Origin of the sequence: Cupriavidus sp. SW-Y-13 (genome assembly GCF_009793345.1) — a bacterium.
GTDB lineage: Bacteria > Pseudomonadota > Gammaproteobacteria > Burkholderiales > Burkholderiaceae > Cupriavidus.
Window position 1 is genome coordinate 1586381 of record NZ_WHLX01000002.1, and the last position, 21475, is coordinate 1607855.

Sequence of the window (21475 nt, forward strand, 5' to 3'; positions counted from 1 at the left end):
CGCTTGCGGGAGAGGGGTTGGGGGAGAGGGCTGGCGGTTAATCATCGAACGTGTTGGGGCTTGCTTCATGAAACGATTGTTTTGGATATTTGATGCGCCTGCCCTCTCCCCCGGCCCCTCTTCCGCCTTGCGGGAGAGGGGAGAAAACAAGGGGACAGGGAAAGACGCCGATTATGTAACAGCATGTGAGCCTGTGCAGCCTGAGGCCGAAACCACCTCACCCCGCTGCTTATAATGCCCGGCCGGTCAACCACCGCGCCCCCCTCATGCGTCGTATCTCCTGGCTCGTCATGAGCCTCGTCATCGCTGCGCTGATGCAAGTGCCCGTCGCGTTCTCTGCCGAGTCGGCAGCCCGATCCGCGTCCGAGGCCGAAGCGCAGCAGATTCCCGTTCTCACGCACGCCGAAGCCGTCGCCGAACTCAAGCGCCTGCAATCCGAGCAGGATCGCATCAAGCAGCTGGCCTCCGGCACGTCGGGCGACCTGCGCCTTGGCGATCTCAACGAAACGCTGCGGCAACTCGACGACGATGTCGACAAGCTCAACGCCTCGCTCACACCACAGCGCGCCCAGATACAGGCGCAAGTGGACCTGCTCGGCCCGCCACCCGATGCTGCCACGGCACGCGAAGCGCCCGCCGTGGTGCGCCAGCGCGCCGAACTCAATGCGCGCAAGGCACAACTCGACGATGAACTGAAGCAGGCCGCCGACAGCAAGGACAACATCGCCCATCTGCGCGACCAGTTGGCCAAGCTGCAGCGCAGCCGGCTCAAGGATCAGCTCGCGCTGCGTTCGGACAGCATCCTGAATCCCGCGTTCTGGACGCCGCTGTTCAAGCTGGGCGAAGAAGACCGCATGCGGCTCGGCAACTTCACCGATGAAATCAAGCCGATGCTGCGCGAAGCCTGGGAACCCGGGCAGCGTGGCAAGACCATCCTCCTGCTGGCCGTGGCGCTGGCCGTATGGTCGCTTGGGCGGCGATTGCTGGAGCGCGGCCTGGCGTGGTTCTGCCTGCACCAGTTGCCCGAAACACGCTTGCGGCGCAGCGCACTGGCGCTCGCGACCGCCTTGACCACTGTCGTCACCACGGCCGTCGCCGTGCGCATCGTCTATGCGGCGTTCACGGGCGGTGAAGAATTACCGGCTGGCCTGCAGGACCTGATGGCCGAGATCGCCAAGCTGACGATGACTTCCGCGCTGATCGCCGGACTGGGCCGTGCATTGCTGTGCACGCAGCATCCGTCATGGCGATTGCCTGCGCTGGCCGACCCCGTGGCGCTGGCGATGAAGCCCTTCCCCACCGTACTGGCTGGTCTGCTGCTGCTCGCGGGCACGCTCGAACAGTTCAATCGCATGGCCGATACCAGCGTGCAGGTGACGCTGCTCGGTCGTGGACTGGTGTCGCTGGTGGTGGTGCTGACGATTGGTGCGGCGTTGCTGCGCGCCAATCGCGTGCGCAGCGAACTGGTGGCAGCGGGCGAGCGTCCCGAGGAACGTGCCACGCTGGCCGGGCTGATCCACGCGGCAGTCACACTGATCGTGATCGTGGGGTTCGGTGCGCTGTTGATCGGCTATATCAGCTTTGCGCGCTTCCTGACCTATGAACTGGTCTGGTTCGATATCGTGCTGTGCAGCCTGTACCTGCTCACACAACTGACGCGCGATACGTGCGAGGCGCTGTTCTCGGCGAATCACCGCAGTGGCCGCGTGATCAAGCAGTTGTTCGGCGTGGACGATTCGCACCTGGAGCAGGTCTCGACGGTGCTGTCCGGTATCGGCGCCAGCGCGTTGCTGCTGGTGGCGGTGCTGGCGCTGCTGACCGGTGGGTTCGGCACCACGCCCGCTGACCTGCTCAACACATTGCTGACCGTGCTCGGCGGCGAGAAGCTGCGCAGCATGAACATCATGCCGGACCGCATCCTCAACGCGGTCATCGCGCTGATCGTCGGCGTCTGGTTGCTGCGTTCGGTGCGGCGCTGGCTCGACGCCGAGATGCTGCCCAAGCTCTGCAAGGAGCCAGGGTTACGCGCTTCGCTGATCACGCTGTTCAGCAACGTGGGCTATGTGCTGCTGGTGCTGCTGACGCTGTCGCTGCTGGGCGTGAAATGGGAAAACCTGGCGTGGATCGTCAGTGCGCTGTCCGTGGGTATCGGCTTCGGCCTGCAGGAGATCGTGAAGAACTTCGTGTCGGGGCTGATCCTGTTGACCGAGCGCCCGGTGAAGGTGGGCGACATGGTGAGCCTGGCCGGCGTGGAAGGCGATATCCGCCGCATCAACGTGCGCGCCACGGAGATTCAGCTTGGCGATCGCTCCACGGTCATCGTGCCGAACTCGCAACTGATTTCGCAGAACGTGCGCAACGTCACGATGAGCAACAGCACGCAGGGCGTGGCCACGCTGCAACTCACCTTCCCGCTCAACACCGACCCCGAGGCCGTGCGCGACCTGTTGCTCGATGTCTATCATCAGCACGAGACGATCCTCGACATCCCCGCGCCATCGGTCACGTTCAGCCAGTTGGCGCCGAACGGCATTACGTTGAGCGTGACGGGCTACGTGAGCAGCCCACGCATTGCGGCGGGCATCAAGAGCGACCTGCTGTTCGAAATCCTCAAGCGGCTGCGCGCCGCGAACATCTCGCTCTCGGAGCCGCAAACCCTGCGCGTGGAAAACATGGCGGCGCTTGGCATGTAGTGCCGCGGAAGGCGCCAATACCGCTACCGGCCGGGGCCATCGTGCCCCGTCCAAATATCGGAACCGTCATCGCGCGTGGATAGCGCGATCATTTGCTGGCAGTGCTGGCATCTGTAGACAAAAACCTGCTTCCCGGCGTGCCGCCCATGCGGCAAGCCGTCATCCGTTCGTAACAGTCTTGGGTGTGGCGGAACATAACCCGGACGGCCCAGCAGGCTCTTGCAAAGTTCGCAAGGAACCATGGTGCTCTCCAAATACTGCATTCGGTCGGCGCAACAACAAGGTCTCGAACAATGCAGACATTGGTGCAGCGCAGCAAAAATTCAGTATAGGCGCACGATCGTTCGGTTGCCACGGCGCAAACGGCCAATAGACTAATCCTTCGCCTGCCTGGCGAAACGGTCGGTGGCAGCAAGCAATTGATCCATGATGCCGGGCTCGGTCCACGCATGGCCCGCACCCTCGATCAGGTGGAAATCGGCATCGGGCCACGCCTTGTGCAGCGCGTAGGCGTAGCGCACCGGACATGGCATGTCATAGCGGCCATGCACGATCACGCCGGGGATGCCCGCCAGCTTGTGCGCATCGCGCAGCAGTTGTCCGTCCTCCAGCCAGCCACGATGCGTGAAATAGTGGTTCTCGATGCGCGCAAAGGCCAGCGCAAAATGACCCTCGTCGTGTTTGGCGCTGTTGTCGGGATTCGGCAGCAGCGTGATGGTCTCCCCTTCCCACACACTCCAGGCGCGGGCGGCCTCCACCTGCTTGTCGATATCGTCGCCGGTCAGCAGTTTGCGATAGGCCGCCATCATGTTGCCGCGCTCGGCCTCGGGTACGGGCGCCTGGAAGCGCGCCCACTTCTCCGGAAACATCTCCGACACGCCGAACTGGTAATACCAATCCAGTTCCGCCTGCGACACCGTGTAGACGCCGCGCAGCACCAGTTCGCTCACGCGCTGCGGATGCGTTTGCGCATAGGCCAGCGCCAGCGTGGAACCCCACGAGCCGCCGAACACCAGCCAGCTTTCCACGCCGATTGTCTCGCGGAGCTTCTCGATATCGGCCACCAGATGCCACGTGGTATTGACCTCCAGCGACGCATGCGGCGTGGATTGCCCGCAGCCGCGCTGGTCGAACAGCAGCACGTCGTAGCGCGCCGGATCGAACAGGCGCCGATGATCGGGCGAAATGCCGCCGCCCGGCCCGCCATGCAGGAACACGGCCGGCTTGGCGCCGCGCGTGCCTACGCGTTCGTAATGCAGGACATGGCCGTCGCCCACGTCGAGCGTGCCGGTCTCGTAAGGTTCGATGGCAGGATAGAGCGAGCGCAGTCCGGTCATGGCGGCAGATGGGTAGGCGAATCGGAAAAACAAAGTGTAGCGCGATGAACTGCAGACTTGCGCGGCGTCTTAAGCTTCGTTTAAGTTTCCGGCCCTAGATTGAAGCCGTACCGCAACCGAACCGAAAAGGTGACGCCATGACCCCCCAAGACGCGCAAGCACTGGAATCCTTCCTGAGCCAACTGACCCAAGCGCGTGCCGAAGCCAAGGACCCGCAGGCCGCCGCGCTGATTGCCGACGCCGCCGCGCGCCAGCCCGACACCGCCTACCTGCTGGTGCAGCGTGCCATGCTGCTGGACCGCGCGCTGCAGAATGCGCAGGCGCAGATCCAGACGCTGCAGGGCCAGCTTCAGGCGGCCCAGGCAGGGACTTCGCGAGGCTTTGTCGATAACGACTCGGCATGGGGCGCCAGCGCAGGCCGCGCATCCACCGGATATCCGCAGCAAGGCGCACCGCAATATCAGCAATCGCCGCAGTATCAGCAGCAACCGCAGTATCAGCAACAACCGCCGCAATACCAGGCGCAGCCCGCCCCGGCCGCCGCACCCGCGCGTGGCGGCTTCCTGAGTGGCGGGATGGGTGGCACGCTGGGTTCCATCGCCACCACGGCGGCGGGCGTGGCCGGTGGCGCGATGTTGTTCCAGGGCATCGAGAACCTCTTCCACCATGGCAGTGGCGGTGGCGGCTTCCTGGGCGGCGGCCAATCCTCGCCAAACGAAACCGTCGTCAACAACTTCTATGGGGACGATGGCACGGGGAACAACGGCAGCAACGGGAACAACGACCTGCTGGCCGATAACGGCAACCTGGACAACGGACTCGACGACTATGTCGACGACAACAGCCAGTCCGACGATTCTTTCTTCTGACAAGGCGGTAACGGGCGCCGTGTAGGACGGCGCCCGGTTGCATACCTCTGGCCAAAGCAGGCACCATCTCCGCATTCGGGAACCCCCGTCGGAGCCGGTGCCATGAAGACCTTCCACTGCAATCGCTGCGGCAACCTGGTGTTCTTCGAGAATGTGGTCTGCGAACGCTGCCAGGCCATGCTGGGTTTCATTCCGGCGCTGTCGCAGATCGCGGCGTTCGAAGGCAGTGACGAGACCGGATGGATCAGCCTTCATCCCGACGCCAAGGGGGCCCGCTTCCGCCGTTGCCACAACTATCAGGTGGAAGCGGTCTGCAACTGGATGGTGCCCGCCGAGGACGAAAGTCCGCTGTGCGAAGCCTGCCAGCTCACGCATACCATTCCCAACCTCGACGTTCCGGACAACCGCCTGTTCTGGTATCGGCTGGAAACCGCGAAGCGGCGGCTGCTCTATACGCTGCTGTCGCTGCAATTACCCGTGGTGTCGCGCGACGACGATCCCACGTCCGGCCTGCAGTTCGATTTCCTGGCCGCTACCGAACCGCACGAGGCCGTCCTGACCGGCCACGACAACGGCCGCATCACGATCAACATTGCCGAGGCCGATGACGCGCATCGCGAGCAGACGCGCAACCAGATGGGCGAAGCCTATCGCACCCTGCTCGGCCACTTCCGGCACGAGGTCGGCCATTTCTATTTCAATCGATTGATTGCCGGCACGCGGCGGCTAGAACCGTTCCGCAAGCTGTTCGGCGACGAACAGGCCGATTACTCGGCGGCCTTGAAACGGCATTACGAGGAAGGACCGCCTGCCGACTGGCAGGCGTCATATATCAGCGCCTACGCCACGATGCATCCATGGGAGGACTGGGCCGAGACCTGGGCGCACTACCTCCATATGGTGGATACGCTCGACACAGCCGTGTCATGCGGGCTGGTACTGCAGCCCGACAGTCCGCAGGAACCCACGCTGACCGACCAGACACCGGTGGAGGATGCCAGCTTCCGCAGCCTGATGAATCGGTGGTTTCCGCTGACCTATGTGCTGAACAGCCTGAACCGGAGCCTGGGGGCGCCGGACAGCTATCCGTTCACGCTCTCGCCAGCCGTGGTGGCCAAGCTCGAATTCGTGCATCGTGTGATCGATGCCGCCGCGCGGGAGCATGGCGCTCCCGATGCGGTGGCGACACATGCAGAAGAGAAGGCGATCAAGCCGGCACTGTAAGATCGCAGCGGCGCGTGCTCATCAGCGACCACGCGAAAACGGCCAGACCACCCAGCGCCAGCAACACACCCACCCAGCCCGTGGACGTATAGCCCATGCCGGCCGCGATGGTAATGCCGCCGAGCCACGCGCCGAGGGCATTGGCCAGGTTGAAGGCCGAATGGTTCAGCGCTGCCGCCAGCGTCTGCGCATCGCCCGCCACATCCATCAGGCGGATCTGCAGCGGCGGGCCGAGCGCAACGGCCGTGCCCACCAGCATCACATTGAGCGACGCCAGCCACGGATACGGCGCCGTGAACACGAACGCGCCCAGTACCAGCGCAGACCACACCAGCACGCCGCCTACCGTGGGCATCAGCGCACGGTCCGCCAGCTTGGCGCCGACGAGATTGCCCGCCACCATGCCGACACCGAACAGCGCCAGCACGATGGGGATGCCGCTGGCGGGCATATGCGCCACTTCCAGCATCGTCGGCTTGACGTAGCTGAACACGGCAAACATGCCGCCAAATCCAATCGCACCAATACCGAGCGTGAGCCACACCTGCTTGCGCGCCAGCGCGGAGAGTTCGCGCAGCGGGCTGGCATTCCGGTCCGCCGGGACGAACGGCACCCAGCGCCACACCAGCAGCACGGTCAACGCGCCGATGGCGCCGACAATCACGAACGCAGCACGCCAGCCCAGCCATGTGCCGATGCCCGCCGCGATGGGCACGCCCACCAGCGTGGCCGTGGTCAAGCCGAGCATGACGAGGCCCACCGCCTGTGCGCGACGCTCGCGCGCCACCAGGCTGGCCGCCACCAGTGCGGCCACGCCGAAATAGGTGCCGTGCGGAAAGCCGGTCAGCAGGCGCACGGCAGCCATCGAGACATAATCCGGCGCCATGGCACTGGCAAAGTTGCCGATGGCGAAGAACGCCATCAATGCGATCAGCAGATTGCGGCGCGGCCAGCGTGCGCCAAGCACCGCCAGCAGCGGCGCGCCGATGACCACGCCCAGCGCATAGGCACTGATCAGGTGGCCGGCTTCGGGGATGGTGATCGCCAGGTCTTTCGCCGCATCGGGCAGCAGGCCCATGATGACGAATTCACCGGTGCCGATGGCGAAGCTGCCTACGCCAAGCGCCAGCAATGCGCGGCGGTCCGCGGCGCGGTCACGTGGCGTGTCGGCGTGAGACAAGGCGAGTTCGGGGAGATTGTCGAAATTTCCGGAGGGAGCTGACATGTAAGGGGGCGCGAGACTTGGGTTTTGGCATTGCGCCGCGCGCTGATGGGCGGATCTTGCGTCCGGCCTCGGGGGCTCCAGCGTGTCTCGGGTGCGGCGTAAAGGCGCTATTGTGAAGCAAAACCGCGATTCCTGCCGAGGTCGCCTTCACGTCATCCACGGCGCCATGCGCCCTGCCGGGCGCTCATGTGGGAAAGACCACAGAGCCAAAATCGCGCAAAAGGGCCTCGCCCTATGCTGAAGTCATGCGGCGTCTCCGCACCGTCTTCACAAGAGACGGCGAGCCGGAATGCCGCCCGGACAACGATTGGGGAGACGATATGTTTCGGCGTAGCGCAGTGCTGATAGCAGCCATCGGCATGGCCTGGGTGCTGCCCGCATCCGCCCAGGGATGCCAGTTCGACATGCAATGCAAGGGCGAGCGGATCTGCCATATGGGCATGTGCATGGCGCCCGATGCCGACCCGGCCAGCGCCGACGCGGCATCGCGATCGTCGCCCTCGTCAACCTCATCGGCCACGTCTTCCCCACCCGCACCGTCCGCATCCTCATCTCGAAACGGCGCGGCAGCGGCGCCACCTGCGATGTCGACCGCGAGCCATCTTGCGCCGCAGCCCGCGCCGCGCAGTTGCTGCACCGTAGCCGGCCGGCTCAAGCTGCCACCGCCGCAATCGGGCGATGCACCGCTCGTGGTGGGCGATGCGTGCCAGGGCGTCACCAATTCCGGCAAGCCGGTGCCGGGCACGGCGTGTAACTAGGAAGCGCCGACCGACTGCGTCGCGTGCGGCAGCACATGGGCGGGCTAGGCCACGGCGGGCCAGGCCGGCGCTACAATGCCCGCTCCTTGCCTTGGAAAATCCCGCCATGCTGCCCGACGGCGACGCCCTGCTCCTGCTTGTGACCCGTGAAATGCCATTCGGCAAACATCAGGGCACGGTGATTGCCGACCTGCCCGGCAACTACCTGAACTGGTTTGCACGCGAGGGATTTCCGCCCGGCGAGATTGGCCGCCTGCTGGCCTTGATGCACGAACTCGACCACAACGGGCTATCGCACCTGCTCACGCCGCTGCGCGCACAGGCCCGCATGAACAGGAGTCCCCGATGAAGGTTTGCATTGTCGGCGCTGGCGCCATTGGCGGCTGGATCGGCACGAAACTCGCCGCCTCCGGCGCCGCGCAGGTCAGCGCCCTGGCGCGCCGCGACACACTCACCGCCCTGCGCACGCATGGCTGGCGCATGCTCGAACGCGGCACGCTGGTGCAGGCACCGGTGCATGCCGATGACGATGCGTCACGCCTCGGTGTCCATGACGTGGTCGTCATTGCCGTCAAGGGACCCGCGCTGCAGCAGGTGGCTGCGCAGATCCGTCCGCTGATCGGTCCCCACACGCTGGTGGTGCCCGCGATGAACGGTGTGCCGTGGTGGTTTTGCCATGGACTCGATGGCTTCGGCAGCCGGCCGCTGACCTCGGTCGATCCAGGCGGCCAGATTGCGGCGGCCATCTCCTTCGAACAGGTGATCGGCTGCGTGGTGCATGTGAGCTGCGCGGTGCCCGAGCCCGGGCTTGTCGATCACAAGATGGGGAACCGCCTGATCATCGGCGAACCGTTCGGCGGGAGCGATACGACAGCGCGTGTCCGCCAACTCGGCGCGCTGTTCGCGCAGGCGGGAATCGACGCGGAGATTTCGGAGAATGTGCGCCAGGACATCTGGTTCAAGCTCTGGGGCAACCTCACGATGAACCCGATCTCGGCCTTCACCGGCGCCACCGTCGATCAGATCCTGGCGGACCCGCTGACGCGCGCCTTCTGCACATCGGCCATGGAAGAGGCTGCAGCCATCGGCGCGCGGATCGGATGCCGCATCGACCAGTCTCCCGAGGATCGCCACGCGGTCACCGCGAAGATCGGGGCCTTCCGCACCTCGATGCTGCAGGATGTTGACGCAGGCCGCGCCATCGAACTCGACGCCATCGTCGGCGCCGTGCATGAAATAGGGCGCACGCTCGGCATGCCCTGCCCGAGCATCGACGCCCTGATGGGCCTCACGCGGCTGTTCGGCCGCGTGCATGGCCTGTATCCCGAGGCTTCCGCCCCGGGTTGATGACCTGACTACTTGACCGCCTGCGCCGGCGTGGAATGCGCCGTGCCGGGCGGGATCTGGTAGCTCCAGGTCTCCGAGAGCGGCTTGCCGTTCGACACCAGTGCCTCGCGCAATTCCACCACCTTGTTCGGATCCTTGACCTTGATGCGCAGCGTCACGCGATAACCCTTGGTCACCGGATTCGGCTGCAGCACGTTCTCGATGACCTCGGCGTTATCGCCCACGCTGAACGATGCCTGTACCGCATTGGGCGGCAGGCTGGGCAGCGCACCGCCTTCGAAATCCACCACGAAGCCGAGGCTGCCGTCGAGATGGCGGATCAGGTTGGCCTGCGTGATTTCACCGGCGGTGCGCAGCGTCTGCTTGACCCATGCGAGGTCCTTCGTCACCGTGCCGCGCTCGTCCATGGTCCAGCGGATCGTGTAGTCGGCCTTGATCGGCGTGCCCTTGGGCGGCAACTGGTCAGGCGTCCAGAACGACACGATGTTGTCATTGGTCTCGTCCGGCGTGGGAATCTCCACCAGTTCCACCTTGCCGCGGCCCCAGTCGCCCTGCGGCTCGATCCACGCGCTCGGGCGCAGGTCGTAGCGGTCCTTGAGATCCTCGTACGCAGAGAACTCGCGGCCACGTTGCATCAGGCCAAATCCGCGCGGGTTGTTCACCTGGAACATGCTCAGCGCCACGTACTTGGGATTGTTCAGCGGACGCCAGATCCATTCGTTGTCACCGGTGTGGATCGACAAGCCATTGGAGTCGTGCAGCGCCGGACGGAAATTGTTGGCGTCGCGCATCTGGTTGGGGCCGAACAGGAACATGCTCGTCAGCGGCGCGATACCCAGCTTCTTCACGGGACCGCGCATGAACACGCGCGCCTGCACCTTGAGCACGGCATTGTCGTTGGGATTCAACTCGAAACGGTAGGCGCCGGTAGCACTGGGCGAATCCAGCAGCGCATAGAAAACGAGTTGCTTGTCCTGCGGCTTCGGACGTTCGATCCAGAACTCGCGGAACGCCGGGAATTCCTCAGGCTCGGACAGTCCGGTGTTGATCGCCAGCCCGCGCGCCGACAGGCCGTAGACCTGACCCTTGCCAATCACCCGGAAATAGCTCGCACCCAGCACGCTCATGACTTCGTCGAGCTTGTCGGACCGATTGACCGGGTACATCACGCGGAAGCCTGCATAGCCGAGCTTGTTGGTGGCTTCCTTGTCCAGCTTCAGGTCACCGAAATCGAAGCGGCCCGGCTCGTAGCGGATTTCCTGCACGCGGTTGCCCACCACTTCGCTGATCCGCACGGGCGTGCTGAAATGCATCCCCTGATGGTAGAAGCCAAGCTTGAATGGCGTGGCATCGCCCTTCCACTCCACCTGATCCATCTTCGGCTGGATCTTGATGTAGTCAGCAAACTGCATCTTCGCGAATACGGGCGGCAGGTTGCTCACAGGAGCAGCGTACGGCTGGTCCGCCAGCTTCCTGGCACGCGCCGTGACATCGTCGAGCGAAAACGCGTGGACGGGTGCGGCAGCGCTCACGCAGCCAGCAAACGCAATGCCCCACAAGGCAATTTGCATCCGGTTACGAAACGACGCGGCGCGGCGGGCAACAAAAACGGATAGCACCAATCAATCTCCAGGTTCACATCGGCAAAAAGCCACGAATCAGCCATTCTAAGCACTGTGCAGGCACTGTAAGGCTGTAAACTTGCGGCGCAGTTCAGAAAAATAACCGATTTCGCCCGACGTGCCTGTCAGACGCGCGGCGACAGCCGCGAGCGCGGACCTGCTGCACCATGGCGGGGCCAATCTCCGGCAGTCTGCCCATCAGAGACTACGAATAATGCGAATGCTTTCCTCGCTGGCGCTGGCCGCCAGCCTTGCCTGCGCGCCCATGTTTGCCGGCGCTGCACCTGCCGCTTCATCCGTTGCCGCTACCCCCGCCGCTGTCCGCGCGCCGATGGCCGACAAGCAGGCGTTCGTCGACGACCTCGTGCGACGCATGACGCTCGACGAGAAGATCGGCCAGCTTCGCCTGATCAGCATCGGGCCGGAGATGCCCGCCAAGCAGTTGATGCAGGAGCTAGCTGCTGGCCGCGTGGGCGGCACGTTCAATTCCGTGAACCGCGCCGAGAACCGTCCGCTGCAGGAAGCTGCCATGCGCAGCCGCCTGAAGATCCCGATGTTCTTTGCCTATGACGTGGTGCACGGCCATCGCACTGTCTTCCCGATCAGCCTGGGCCTGGCATCGAGCTGGGACATGGGCGTGGTCGAGAAAGCCGCGCGTGTCTCCGCCGTGGAAGCCTCCGCCGACAGCGTGGACGCGACCTTCGCCCCGATGGTGGATATCTCGCGCGACCCGCGTTGGGGCCGCACCTCCGAGGGCTTTGGCGAAGACCCCTTCCTGGTCTCGCAATGCGCGCGCGCCAGCGTGAAGGGTTTCCAGGGTTCGTCGCCAGCGAATGCCGACAGCGTGATGGCGTTCGTCAAGCATTTCGCGCTGTATGGTGCCGTGGAAGGCGGTCGCGACTACAACACCGTGGACATGAGCCTGCAGCGCATGTACCAGGACTATCTGCCGCCGTATCGTGCCGGCCTCGACGCAGGCGCGGGCGGCGTGATGATCGCGCTGAACTCGGTCAACGGGCAGCCGGCCACGTCCAACAAATGGCTGCTGCGCGATCTGCTGCGCAAGGAGTGGGGCTTCAAGGGCGTGACCGTCAGCGACCATGGCGCCATCGACGAATTGCTGCGCCACGGCGTGGCCCGCGATGGCCGCGAAGCCGCGAAGCTCGCCATCGAGGCTGGCGTGGACATGAGCATGGCCGATTCGCGCTATCTCGAACAACTGCCCTCGCTGGTGAAATCGGGCGAGGTGCCGGTGAGCGTGCTTGATGACGCCGTGCGCGAAGTGCTGGGCGCCAAGTACGACATGGGCCTGTTCGCCGACCCGTTCCGCCGGATCGGCAAGGCCGTGGACGACCCGGCCGACATCGATGCGGAAAGCCGCCTGCATCGCACCGAGGCCCGCGAGATTGCGCGCAAGTCGCTGGTGCTGCTGGAAAACCGCAACCAGACGCTGCCGCTGAAAAAGTCGGGGACGGTGGCGGTGATCGGTCCGCTGGCCGATGCGCCAATCGACATGCTGGGTAGCTGGTCAGCGGGCGGCAAGCCCAAACAGTCGGTCACGCTGCTGCAAGGCATGCGCGACGCGCTGGCCGGCAAGGGCAACGTGGTGCATGCGCGTGGGGCCAATATCACCGACGACGCACGCGTGGTGGGCTACCTGAACTTCCTGAACTGGGATAACCCCGAGGTGGTGCAGGACAAGCGGTCCAGCGGCGACATGATCGAGGAAGCCGTGCGCGTGGCGCGCGGTGCCGACACCATCGTCGTGGCCGTGGGCGAGACGCGCGGCATGTCTCACGAGGCATCGAGCCGCTCCAGCCTGGGCCTGCCGGGTAGCCAGCTGACGCTGCTCAAGGCGTTGAAGAGCACGGGCAAGCCCATGGTGGTGGTGCTGATGAACGGCCGCCCGCTGACGATCAACTGGGAAAAGGAAAACGCCGACGCGATCCTGGAGACCTGGTACGCGGGCACCGAAGGCGGCCACGCCATCGCGGACGTGCTGTTCGGCGACGAGAATCCGTCCGGCAAGCTGCCGCTGACCTTCCCGCGCTCGCTCGGGCAGATCCCGACGTACTACAACGCACCGCGCATCGGCCGCCCATTCACGCCGGGCAAGGCACCGAACTACACCTCGCAATATTTCGAGGAAGACTACGGTCCGCTCTACCCGTTCGGCTACGGACTCAGCTACACCACGTTCAGCATGTCGGACGTGCGGCTATCGGCTCCGAAGCTGGCGCGTGGCGACAAGCTGACGGCCAGCGTCACGGTGAAGAACACCGGCAACCGCGCTGGTGAAACCGTGGTGCAGTTGTATCTGCAGGATGTCGTGGCCTCGACGATTCGCCCGCTGATGGAGCTGAAGGATTTCCGCAAGGTGATGCTGGCCCCGGGCGAAACGCGCGTGGTCGAATTCCCGATCGACGAGGACAAGCTGAAGTTCTACGACGCCAAGCTGAACTACGTGGCCGAGCCAGGGGAGTTCAATGTACGGGTGGGATTCGATTCGGCGGAGGTGAAGGAGGCGAGGTTCAGGTTGGAGTGAGGGTGGCCAATCGCTCCCCTGCCGGTTTTCTCCCCTCTCCCGCAAGGCGGGAGAGGGGTTGGGGGAGAGGGCCGGAGGTTCTGCTTGCCGACCGTGTCGCGATTTGCACCGCTTGCCCTCTCCCCCGCCCCTCTCCCTCGCGGGAGAGGGGAGCAAACCAAGAGAGAAGGAGTCAGGCTTTCACCGCTCCCCATCCAGCAACGCATTCAACACCTCGTCAAACGCCGCCTGCGCATCCTCCAGCATCTGCAATGCGGCGTCGAAGGTTTGAAGCGCCAGCTTCGACGGTTTGCCGCTGCCCTCGGGCGGATACTGGCTCTGCAGCGCGGTAAATGCCACCTGCACCTGGCGCGTGGCATTGACCACCCGCTCCATAATCTGCGCCTCTTCGGCGCGTTTCTGTTCGTCGCTCATTGGAAGGCCCCCCGGTGGCCGCTTTCGATATGCGGCATATCGTACAAGAACTCGCGGCGGTGCTGGGCTGTCCAACGCCGCATTGCCGGATTTTCGGATAGTCTGGGCAAGCTTGCCCATCTGTAGCCCCTAACCCATGTCATCGTCGATATTGCGCAGGACCCTTGCCGCCACGGTCGTCACGGCCAGTGGTTTCGTCTGTTACTGGACCTTTCTCGCCGTCAACCAGGAGCGGCTGCTGTTCGATGCGCGCCGTCGCCCGCCGCGCGACCTGCCCGAAGGCATCGAGGCGTATTCGCACCCGGTGCCCGGTGGCCTGTTCCGCGGCTATACCTACCGCGCCAGCGAGGAAGGCGTGCGGGACCTGCTTTTCTACCTGCCAGGGCGGGGCGAGGACGTGCTGGAAACGCTGCAGTTCATGAAATGGCTGCCGCCCGGCATGGGCTTTGCCACGTTCGACTATCGAGGACTGGGCCACTCGGACGGCATGCCATCGGAGGCCGCCGCCGTGGCCGATGCCAGCCAGTTCCTGCTCCACATCCGCCGTGCGTTCCCCGGCGTGCGCGTCCATGTGGTGGGCCGCTCGTTGGGTACCGGGGTGGCCATCCAGTTGGCGGACCTGCAGGATTTCGAGAGCCTGCAACTGATCACACCCTACGATTCGCTGCTGGAAATCGTGCGCAAGCGCTTTCCGCTGGTGCCGCTGCGCCAATTGATGCGCCACCATTTCGACTCCATCGCCCATTGCAAGAAAGTGGTCCAGAGCACCAAGGTCCTGCTGGCCGAGACCGATGACGTGGTGCCGCACGAATGCTCCGAGCGATTGATGGCGGCGTGGCCCGGCCCCGTGGCGGTCCAGACCATTGCCGGCACGGATCACCATACCATCGTGGAGCGGCCGGAAACCTGGCTCGCACTGTGTGAATTCGCGCGACAGGTGCCGCATCAGCCGCCCCTGCGCATCCGGGCCGAACCGCCCGAAGATGTCACCGATACCGGAGTGCCTTTGCCGCTCGCCGCTGCACGGTAGAATGCGCGCCATGAAAAAAATCGTAGTCAAGGCCGCCGGTGTGATGGCCGGGCTGGCAGCCGCCAGCGTATTGCTGGCCGGTTTTGCCGCCGTCATCAGCCTGCAGCAACTGCCTTCGGTCGATGCATTGCGCGACTACCGCCCCCAGGTGCCCCTGCGTGTCTTCACCCGCGACAACGTGCTGATTGGCGAATTCGGCACGGAGCACCGTGAATTCATCCCCATCGAGCGCATGCCGAAACTGATGTCCGAGGCGCTGCTCGCCGCCGAGGACGACCAGTTCTACAGCCACGTGGGCGTGGACATTCCCGGACTGGTGCGCGCCGCGCTCGCCAATATCGGCGAAGGCTACGCCCAGGGCGCCTCGACCATCACGATGCAGGTGGCACGCAATTTCTACCTCTCGCGCGAGAAGACGCTATCGCGCAAGTGGTATGAAATCCTGCTGGCGTGGCAGATCGACCGCTCGCTGTCCAAGGACCGCATCCTGGAGCTGTACATGAACCAGGTCTACCTGGGCGAGCATGCATACGGCTTCGGCAGCGCCGCGCAGACTTATTTCGGCAAGCCGCTCGATCAACTCTCGCTCGCGGAAACCGCCGTGCTGGCCGGGCTGCCCAAGGCGCCCTCGACGATGAACCCGGTGGTCAACCTGCCGCGTGCCAAGCGCCGCCAGGAATATGTGCTGAGCCGCATGCTGGCGCTTGGCATGATCTCGCAGGACCAGTACCGCGTCGCACGCAATACGCAGATCGTGGTCAATCGCGATGCCAACGGCCGCTTCGACGGCCATGCCGAATACGTGGCCGAACTGGCGCGGCAACTCGCCCATGACCGCTTCGGGGACGAGGCTTATACGCGCGGCCTCAATGTCTACACCACCGTTTCGTCAATGCACCAGACCCTGGCCTACGACGCCGTGCAGGCCGGGCTGGAGCGCTACGGCAAGCGGCACGGCGCAGGGAAGTCCTCCGCAGATGCCCCTGCCCTGCCACAAGCCGCGCTGATTTCGCTCGATGCGGAAACCGGCGCCATCGAGGCCATGGTCGGCGGCGCCGACTTTGCCACCAGCCGCTTCAACCACGCCACGCAAGCCCAGCGGCAGCCGGGCTCCACGTTCAAGCCGTTCGTCTATTCCGCCGCACTGGAGCGCGGCATGTCGCCGGGCACGCTGATCAACGACGCGCCGCTCGACAATTCGCCGCACTGGAACCCGTCTAACGACGACAACCGCTTTGTCGGGCCGATCACGGTACGCAACGCGCTGGCCGAATCGCGCAACCTGCCGGCCATCCGCACGCTGCAGGCCATCGGTATTCCGTACGCGATCGATTTCGCCGGCAAGTTCGGTTTCTCGTCGAAACGGCTGCCACCGTACCTGCCGATGGCGCTTGGCACCGGCACCACATCGCCGCTGCGGCTGGCCGCGGCCTATGGCGTGTTTGCCAACCAGGGCCATCGCATCGAGCCGTACCTGATCGGCAAGATCACGGACGGCGACGGCAACGTGCTGTTCGCCGCCGACGATACCGCCCCGCCGCGCGTGATTTCGGCGCGTAACGCCTTCGTGATGAACAGCCTGCTGCAAAGCGTGGTGGACGAAGGCACGGGCAACGCCGTCAAACGATACCTGCGCCGCGACGATATCGCCGGCAAGACCGGCACCACCAACGACGCCGTGGACGGCTGGTTCGCGGGCTACGCGGGACAGGTGGTGACCGTGGCGTGGATGGGCTTCGACGACAACCGCAGCCTGGGCCGCCACGAATTCGGCGCCACCACGGCGCTGCCGATCTGGGCGTCCTATATGGAAGGGCGGCTTGCCGGCGTGCCTGACGCGAACTTCCCCACCCCGCCGCAGTTGGCGCGCATGAATAACGATTGGGCCTATGCCGAGAACGCCGATGGCGTGCATGGCATCGCATCGCTGGGCTTCCCGCCGCCTGCGGTGGCCGATGTGGCCCCGGATGCGACAGGCCAGGGCAACATGGCCGGCGGTGCGAGCATCACCCCTGCCAACACCGCGCCGACGCCGCCCACCTCCGCCAGCCCGCTCTGACCGATTCTCCGATGCTCGCCGCCACGCATATGTCCGCCTACGCCACGCCGCTGATCTGGGCCGTCGCTGCCCTGGCCACGGCCGGCGTGCTGTTCCGGCCGTTCCGCCTGCCCGAGCCGTTCTGGGCAATGGGCGGCGCGCTGCTGCTCTGCGTGGCCGGATTGCTGCCGTGGCGCGATGCCCTCGATGCCGTGGCGCGCGGCATCGATGTGTACCTGTTTCTCGCGGGCATGATGCTGATCTCCGAACTGGCGCGCAAGACGGGCCTGTTCGATCATGTGGCGGCGCTGGCCGTGCGCAGTGCGCGGGGATCGGCGCGGCGGCTGTTCGTGCTGGTCTACGGCTTCGGCATCGCGGTCACGGCCTTCATGTCGAACGATGCCACCGCCGTGGTACTGACCCCCGCCGTGCTGGCCGCCACCCGCGCGGCGCGCGTCAAGCATCCGCTGCCCTATCTGTACGCCTGCGCCTTCATCGCCAATGCGGCCAGCTTCGTGCTGCCGATCTCCAACCCCGCCAACCTCGTGCTGTTCGGCGAGCGCCTGCCGCCGCTGATGGGCTGGCTGGCCCGCTTCGCATTGCCCTCGGCCGTGGCCATCGTCATGACGTTCGTCGCGCTGTACTGGACGCAGCGCCACGCATTGGCCGAGCGCATCGCGGAAGATGTGGACACCCCCCCGCTGACCCTGCAAGCCTGGATCACCACGGCCGGCATCGTGCTGACCGGCGCCGCGCTGCTCACCGCCTCCCTGCACGGCAAGGACCTGGGATGGCCCACCTTCATCGGCGGCGCCATGACGCTGGCCTGCGTCGTTGCCACGCAACCGGGCCTGCTGCGGCCTGCGCTCACCGAAGTCTCCTGGGGCGTGCTGCCGATGGTGGCCGGGCTGTTCGTCCTGGTGGCAGGCCTCTCCCAGACCGGCTTGACGGATCAACTCGCGCACTGGGTGCGTGAGCTGTCTGCGCGTGAAGGCGGCGCGGCGGTGATGGGTGCGGGCCTGGCCGGTGTGGTGGTGGGTCTGGTCTCGAACATCGTGAACAACCTGCCTGCCGGGCTGTTCGCGGCCTCCGCACTGGCTGCGGGCCATGCTTCGGAAACCGTGACGGCTGCCGTGCTGATCGGCGTGGATCTGGGCCCGAACCTGTCCGTCACTGGCTCGCTGGCCACGCTGCTCTGGCTGACCGCCTTGCGGCGCGAAGGGCACAATATCAGCGCCGGCACCTTTCTGAAAACCGGCGCCATCGTGATGCCGATGGCCCTGCTGCCTGCGCTTGCCGTGCTGCGCTAGGCGGACAGCGGGCCGCGCCAAGTTGTGGCACTGGGCCAACTGCCATATAGTGAAGCACCGCGCACCGCGCCTTTCACCCGCCCGATCCAGCGGTCAGACATGTCACACAAGGACCATCCCGACGGGCCGAAGCACGCCACTGCCACGCCAGTATCGGATCGCATCCGCGCCCGCATCGCCGCTTCCGGCGACCGCTTCCACGCCAACGACAATATCGCCCGCCATATCGAACATGGCGAACTGGATGCCCTCCAGGCCGAAGTCGAGGCACGCATGGAAGAGGTGCTGCGGACCCTGGTCATCGATGTCGACCAGGACCACAACACGCGCGAGACGGCCCGCCGCGTGGCAAAGATGTACCTCAAGGAAATCTTCGCCGGCCGCTACGCCAGGCCGCCCGAAGTCACCGAGTTTCCGAACGTCGAGCAGTTGAACGAGTTGATGATCGTGGGCCCGATGCGCGTGCGCAGCGCCTGCTCGCATCATCTTTGCCCGATCATCGGCAGCCTGTGGGTGGGCGTGATGCCGAACCGCCATTCGAACCTGATCGGGTTGTCCAAGTACGCTCGGCTGGCCGAGTGGATCATGTGCCGGCCGCAGATCCAGGAGGAGGCCGTGGCCCAGGTAGCGGATCTGCTCCAGGAAAAGATGAACCCGGACGGGCTGGCCATCGTCATGGAAGCCGAGCACTTCTGCATGCACTGGCGCGGCGTGCGCGACACGGACGCCAAGATGACCAACAGCGTCATGCGCGGCTCCTTCCTCAAGGACGACAAGCTGCGCCGCGAATTCCTCACGCTGTTGAATTTGAATCGTCGCTAAGCCAGAGAAGGGGAAAGGGGATAACGATGCTAGTTCGCCTGCTCTATGCCAGCCGTGCCGCGGTGCCGCTGACCGCCGAAGTGCTCGACGCGATCCTCGACACAAGCCTCGCACGGAATCCGCCCAACGGCATCACGGGCGTGCTGTGCCACAGCAACAGCGTGTTCCTGCAAGCGCTGGAAGGCAGCCGGGAAGCGGTCTCGCGCCTCTATCTCAACATTGGCCGCGACGCCCGCCACAAGGAAGTGGTGCTGCTGCACTACGAGGAAATTGCCGAACGTGCGTTCTCGGGTTGGTCGATGGGCCGCGTCAATGCCAACAAGATCAACGCCGCCATGCTGCTGAAATACTCGGCGCAGGGCGAACTCGATCCCTACCGCATGCCAGGTGCAGCATCGTTGGCACTCATGAAGGAATTGATCGCGGGCGCGGCCATCGTCGGGCGCAGTCCGGAACGCGCCCGCCACTGATTGCCTTCGGTCTGACGTCCGCTCAGACAGACACCTGGCCGAACAGGCCGCATTCGAGATCGCTCTCGAACTCTTCCACCCAGGCAGTGCCCGGTCCGGCGTCATAGACGCTTTCGGCGCCGGTCTTCTGCCTTCGCACCGTCACCTGGCGTGCCGTGGTGCCGTTGGTATCTGAAAACTCGAACTCCTGAAGCGCAAGACCTACTTGCCGGAAGACGGCTTCGATGTCTTGTTGCTCGTTGGCGGGGAAGTCGGGGAACAGTCGCATTGCCATGGCACACCTCCATGCGGGGGTTGTACGGCGCGGCCCCTGCGTAGAGGGTACGGCGCGACACGAGCATGCCACGAATTCCGCGGCGACGTGATGCGCTGCGAAAGACCATGCCCGCGCTACATGTATTGCGGCGCCAACGCGGCATGGCGGAGGTCTTCCCCGCCCGAACAACCGCCCCGCTGCTGCCATCCCGCGGGCCCATCCAAGCGCCTCGGAATATCGGGATATGCACCCAATCCCAGAAATAAACGAAATAAAATTAAAGAAAATTTAAATCAGAATTTCACTTTATCCACATCCAATCATCATTGGATAGTTAAATAGTATTTCACCTAAATAAAGCCGTTCCCGGCCCTAACGGATGACGATCCCATTCATTTAGCAAGACAAAGCCACGCAAGATATTTTTGAAATCTCTCATTTTTAAGTCCTTGGCGATAGCCCGGCGGGGTATACCCATTTAGTGTCGAGCCTCACCTCTATCAAACAGGACAGACGATGCGCAACAAGTTCTCCAAAGAGCGGAGCGCCAGCGAACGCAGTCAGACGTTGCTCCAGACCGCCCGGGCCCAGGCCAACGCCCTACAAGGAATGTATCGCGATACGCTCGGGACCTTCCTGGATTCTCCCAGCTGCGTGCCGGTACCGCGCGCCGCCCGCGCCCTGTTCTGGCTCGGACGCCTGCGGCAATGGCGTGCCATCGACGTTGGCACGGGCGCATCCGAAGCCAACTGGCTGTCGCTGCATCTTGGCGTCGTCGAATCCGTAGCCGGTACGCATGCCCTGGCCATGCACCGGGACCAATGGAGCGGCCCCAATCGCCGGCATACGTACGAGCGCGACATGTCGTTGCAGATTGCCATGATGCTCGCGCTGGGCTGGAACGAAATGGCGGCGTTTGCCCTGCAAGCGTGGTTCGGGGTGGAGAAGACTGTGGCCGGACAGAGTTGCCTGACAGGGATGACCGGGATGATCGTCGGCGTCGCAGGCGACGCGCTGAAGATAAGCGTGCCGGCAAGCAACTTCCAGCGCAGCGATGCATTGCTCGGACACATACTTGAGAACTGGCAATCCGACGACGCGCAATTCTCGCCCCTCGCAAATTCCCTGGCGGAGCGCCACATGCTGCAGTGCCGCCTCGACACCGATCAATCACTGTTTGACTTCGACCATCCGATCGAACAGGCCATGCCCGTCGAACTGCTGATGCTGCTCAGGCTGCGCGGCAACACCGAGATGCCCGCATGGCTATCTCTCCATGCTGCCCTCGCGCATCCCGCCGCCGTGCTCGTCCAGAGCAGCCCGCCCGTGCAATCGCAGCGATGCGCGGCGTTCATCGAACGCGTCAGCCGGCTGTTACCCCAATATCGCGGCCTTACAGACGCCATGGCGCGACAGGGGAACCTTATCCAGACTGCTGCTGCGTAACGCGCCGCCCACCCGGACAAGGCCCGCCGACAGCGTGATCGGTGGCCTTCACTCGTCACTTTTTCGGCG

At 64.6% G+C, this 21475-nt stretch carries 18 protein-coding genes; 13 read left to right on the forward strand and 5 right to left on the reverse strand.

Annotated features, from left to right (window positions below; genetic code table 11):
- Nucleotides 1-266 precede the first annotated feature (266 nt).
- Nucleotides 267-2693: a DUF3772 domain-containing protein gene (locus tag GA566_RS22685; RefSeq protein WP_160474092.1), complete on the forward strand. Its 2427-nt coding sequence runs from the start codon at nucleotides 267-269 to the stop codon at nucleotides 2691-2693.
- A 374-nt stretch (nucleotides 2694-3067) separates the two neighbouring features.
- Here GA566_RS22685 and pip read toward each other — a convergent pair whose 3' ends face one another.
- Complete coding sequence (pip, locus tag GA566_RS22690) at nucleotides 3068-4030, reverse strand: prolyl aminopeptidase (RefSeq protein WP_160474093.1); 963 nt, start codon at nucleotides 4028-4030, stop codon at nucleotides 3068-3070.
- Between the two features lie 137 nt (nucleotides 4031-4167).
- Here pip and GA566_RS22695 point away from each other — a divergent pair, with 137 nt between their 5' ends.
- Entirely contained in the window at nucleotides 4168-4899 is a 732-nt protein-coding gene (locus GA566_RS22695) for a DUF2076 domain-containing protein (RefSeq protein ID WP_160474094.1), read from the forward strand.
- A 102-nt stretch (nucleotides 4900-5001) separates the two neighbouring features.
- Nucleotides 5002-6123, forward strand: a complete 1122-nt coding sequence (locus GA566_RS22700; RefSeq protein WP_160474095.1) for a putative zinc-binding metallopeptidase — start codon at nucleotides 5002-5004, stop codon at nucleotides 6121-6123.
- Here the strand turns inward: GA566_RS22700 and GA566_RS22705 are convergent.
- Entirely contained in the window at nucleotides 6107-7348 is a 1242-nt protein-coding gene (locus GA566_RS22705; RefSeq protein WP_171020355.1) for an MFS transporter, read from the reverse strand. The genes GA566_RS22700 and GA566_RS22705 overlap by 17 nt on opposite strands.
- A gap of 320 nt (nucleotides 7349-7668) precedes the next feature.
- Here GA566_RS22705 and GA566_RS22710 point away from each other — a divergent pair, with 320 nt between their 5' ends.
- From GA566_RS22710 to GA566_RS22720, 3 genes are all read left to right on the forward strand, one after another.
- On the forward strand, nucleotides 7669-8106 hold the full coding sequence (locus GA566_RS22710) for a hypothetical protein (RefSeq protein WP_137924510.1): 438 nt from the start codon (nucleotides 7669-7671) through the stop codon (nucleotides 8104-8106).
- A gap of 106 nt (nucleotides 8107-8212) precedes the next feature.
- Nucleotides 8213-8455, forward strand: a complete 243-nt coding sequence (locus GA566_RS22715) for a DUF3820 family protein (RefSeq protein WP_160474096.1) — start codon at nucleotides 8213-8215, stop codon at nucleotides 8453-8455.
- On the forward strand, nucleotides 8452-9453 hold the full coding sequence (locus GA566_RS22720) for a 2-dehydropantoate 2-reductase (RefSeq protein ID WP_160474097.1): 1002 nt from the start codon (nucleotides 8452-8454) through the stop codon (nucleotides 9451-9453). The genes GA566_RS22715 and GA566_RS22720 overlap by 4 nt, the downstream gene beginning before the upstream one ends.
- 8 nt (nucleotides 9454-9461) lie before the next feature.
- Here GA566_RS22720 and GA566_RS22725 read toward each other — a convergent pair whose 3' ends face one another.
- Nucleotides 9462-11024 (reverse strand): glucan biosynthesis protein G, encoded by a 1563-nt coding sequence (locus GA566_RS22725; protein ID WP_202126853.1) that lies wholly within the window; start codon nucleotides 11022-11024, stop codon nucleotides 9462-9464.
- A gap of 271 nt (nucleotides 11025-11295) precedes the next feature.
- On the opposite strand from GA566_RS22725, the gene bglX reads away from it, so the two are divergent.
- Nucleotides 11296-13620 (forward strand): beta-glucosidase BglX, encoded by a 2325-nt coding sequence (gene bglX, locus GA566_RS22730; RefSeq protein WP_202126854.1) that lies wholly within the window; start codon nucleotides 11296-11298, stop codon nucleotides 13618-13620.
- Nucleotides 13621-13800: 180 nt separating this feature from the next.
- On the opposite strand, the gene GA566_RS22735 is transcribed toward bglX, so the two are convergent.
- Nucleotides 13801-14034, reverse strand: a complete 234-nt coding sequence (locus tag GA566_RS22735; RefSeq protein WP_160474099.1) for a hypothetical protein — start codon at nucleotides 14032-14034, stop codon at nucleotides 13801-13803.
- A 136-nt stretch (nucleotides 14035-14170) separates the two neighbouring features.
- On the opposite strand from GA566_RS22735, the gene GA566_RS22740 reads away from it, so the two are divergent.
- From GA566_RS22740 to GA566_RS22760, 5 genes are all read left to right on the forward strand, one after another.
- The gene (locus tag GA566_RS22740) at nucleotides 14171-15064 is read left to right on the forward strand and encodes an alpha/beta hydrolase (RefSeq protein WP_137924515.1); all 894 of its coding nucleotides are present in this window, start codon (nucleotides 14171-14173) and stop codon (nucleotides 15062-15064) included.
- A gap of 10 nt (nucleotides 15065-15074) precedes the next feature.
- A complete protein-coding gene (locus tag GA566_RS22745; RefSeq protein ID WP_370459340.1) occupies nucleotides 15075-17123 on the forward strand; it encodes a penicillin-binding protein 1A in 2049 nt (682 codons plus the stop codon).
- 29 nt (nucleotides 17124-17152) lie between these two features.
- Nucleotides 17153-18412, forward strand: coding sequence for an arsenic transporter (locus tag GA566_RS22750; RefSeq protein ID WP_160474715.1), 1260 nt, complete (start codon nucleotides 17153-17155; stop codon nucleotides 18410-18412).
- Nucleotides 18413-18511: 99 nt separating this feature from the next.
- Nucleotides 18512-19234 (forward strand): GTP cyclohydrolase I, encoded by a 723-nt coding sequence (gene folE, locus GA566_RS22755; RefSeq protein WP_137924517.1) that lies wholly within the window; start codon nucleotides 18512-18514, stop codon nucleotides 19232-19234.
- A 26-nt stretch (nucleotides 19235-19260) separates the two neighbouring features.
- Nucleotides 19261-19704: a BLUF domain-containing protein gene (locus tag GA566_RS22760; RefSeq protein ID WP_137924518.1), complete on the forward strand. Its 444-nt coding sequence runs from the start codon at nucleotides 19261-19263 to the stop codon at nucleotides 19702-19704.
- A 22-nt stretch (nucleotides 19705-19726) separates the two neighbouring features.
- On the opposite strand, the gene GA566_RS22765 is transcribed toward GA566_RS22760, so the two are convergent.
- Nucleotides 19727-19978 (reverse strand): hypothetical protein, encoded by a 252-nt coding sequence (locus GA566_RS22765; RefSeq protein ID WP_137924519.1) that lies wholly within the window; start codon nucleotides 19976-19978, stop codon nucleotides 19727-19729.
- A gap of 498 nt (nucleotides 19979-20476) precedes the next feature.
- On the opposite strand from GA566_RS22765, the gene GA566_RS22770 reads away from it, so the two are divergent.
- Complete coding sequence (locus tag GA566_RS22770; protein WP_237380590.1) at nucleotides 20477-21406, forward strand: hypothetical protein; 930 nt, start codon at nucleotides 20477-20479, stop codon at nucleotides 21404-21406.
- The last annotated feature ends 69 nt before the right edge of the window (nucleotides 21407-21475 follow it).

What these genes read in the sequence shown, in the direction of transcription:
- GA566_RS22705 (WP_171020355.1), bottom strand. Translation starts at nt 7,348, where the DNA reads ATGTCAGCTCCCTCCGGAAATTTCGACAATCTCCCCGAACTCGCCTTG.
- GA566_RS22770 (WP_237380590.1), top strand. Translation starts at nt 20,477, where the DNA reads ATGCGCAACAAGTTCTCCAAAGAGCGGAGCGCCAGCGAACGCAGTCAG.
- GA566_RS22740 (WP_137924515.1), top strand. Translation starts at nt 14,171, where the DNA reads ATGTCATCGTCGATATTGCGCAGGACCCTTGCCGCCACGGTCGTCACG.
- GA566_RS22700 (WP_160474095.1), top strand. Translation starts at nt 5,002, where the DNA reads ATGAAGACCTTCCACTGCAATCGCTGCGGCAACCTGGTGTTCTTCGAG.
- GA566_RS22695 (WP_160474094.1), top strand. Translation starts at nt 4,168, where the DNA reads ATGACCCCCCAAGACGCGCAAGCACTGGAATCCTTCCTGAGCCAACTG.
- GA566_RS22710 (WP_137924510.1), top strand. Translation starts at nt 7,669, where the DNA reads ATGTTTCGGCGTAGCGCAGTGCTGATAGCAGCCATCGGCATGGCCTGG.
- GA566_RS22715 (WP_160474096.1), top strand. Translation starts at nt 8,213, where the DNA reads ATGCTGCCCGACGGCGACGCCCTGCTCCTGCTTGTGACCCGTGAAATG.
- GA566_RS22760 (WP_137924518.1), top strand. Translation starts at nt 19,261, where the DNA reads ATGCTAGTTCGCCTGCTCTATGCCAGCCGTGCCGCGGTGCCGCTGACC.
- GA566_RS22720 (WP_160474097.1), top strand. Translation starts at nt 8,452, where the DNA reads ATGAAGGTTTGCATTGTCGGCGCTGGCGCCATTGGCGGCTGGATCGGC.
- GA566_RS22725 (WP_202126853.1), bottom strand. Translation starts at nt 11,024, where the DNA reads ATGCAAATTGCCTTGTGGGGCATTGCGTTTGCTGGCTGCGTGAGCGCT.
- folE (WP_137924517.1), top strand. Translation starts at nt 18,512, where the DNA reads ATGTCACACAAGGACCATCCCGACGGGCCGAAGCACGCCACTGCCACG.
- GA566_RS22765 (WP_137924519.1), bottom strand. Translation starts at nt 19,978, where the DNA reads ATGGCAATGCGACTGTTCCCCGACTTCCCCGCCAACGAGCAACAAGAC.
- pip (WP_160474093.1), bottom strand. Translation starts at nt 4,030, where the DNA reads ATGACCGGACTGCGCTCGCTCTATCCTGCCATCGAACCTTACGAGACC.
- GA566_RS22685 (WP_160474092.1), top strand. Translation starts at nt 267, where the DNA reads ATGCGTCGTATCTCCTGGCTCGTCATGAGCCTCGTCATCGCTGCGCTG.
- GA566_RS22745 (WP_370459340.1), top strand. Translation starts at nt 15,075, where the DNA reads ATGAAAAAAATCGTAGTCAAGGCCGCCGGTGTGATGGCCGGGCTGGCA.
- GA566_RS22750 (WP_160474715.1), top strand. Translation starts at nt 17,153, where the DNA reads ATGTCCGCCTACGCCACGCCGCTGATCTGGGCCGTCGCTGCCCTGGCC.
- GA566_RS22735 (WP_160474099.1), bottom strand. Translation starts at nt 14,034, where the DNA reads ATGAGCGACGAACAGAAACGCGCCGAAGAGGCGCAGATTATGGAGCGG.
- bglX (WP_202126854.1), top strand. Translation starts at nt 11,296, where the DNA reads ATGCTTTCCTCGCTGGCGCTGGCCGCCAGCCTTGCCTGCGCGCCCATG.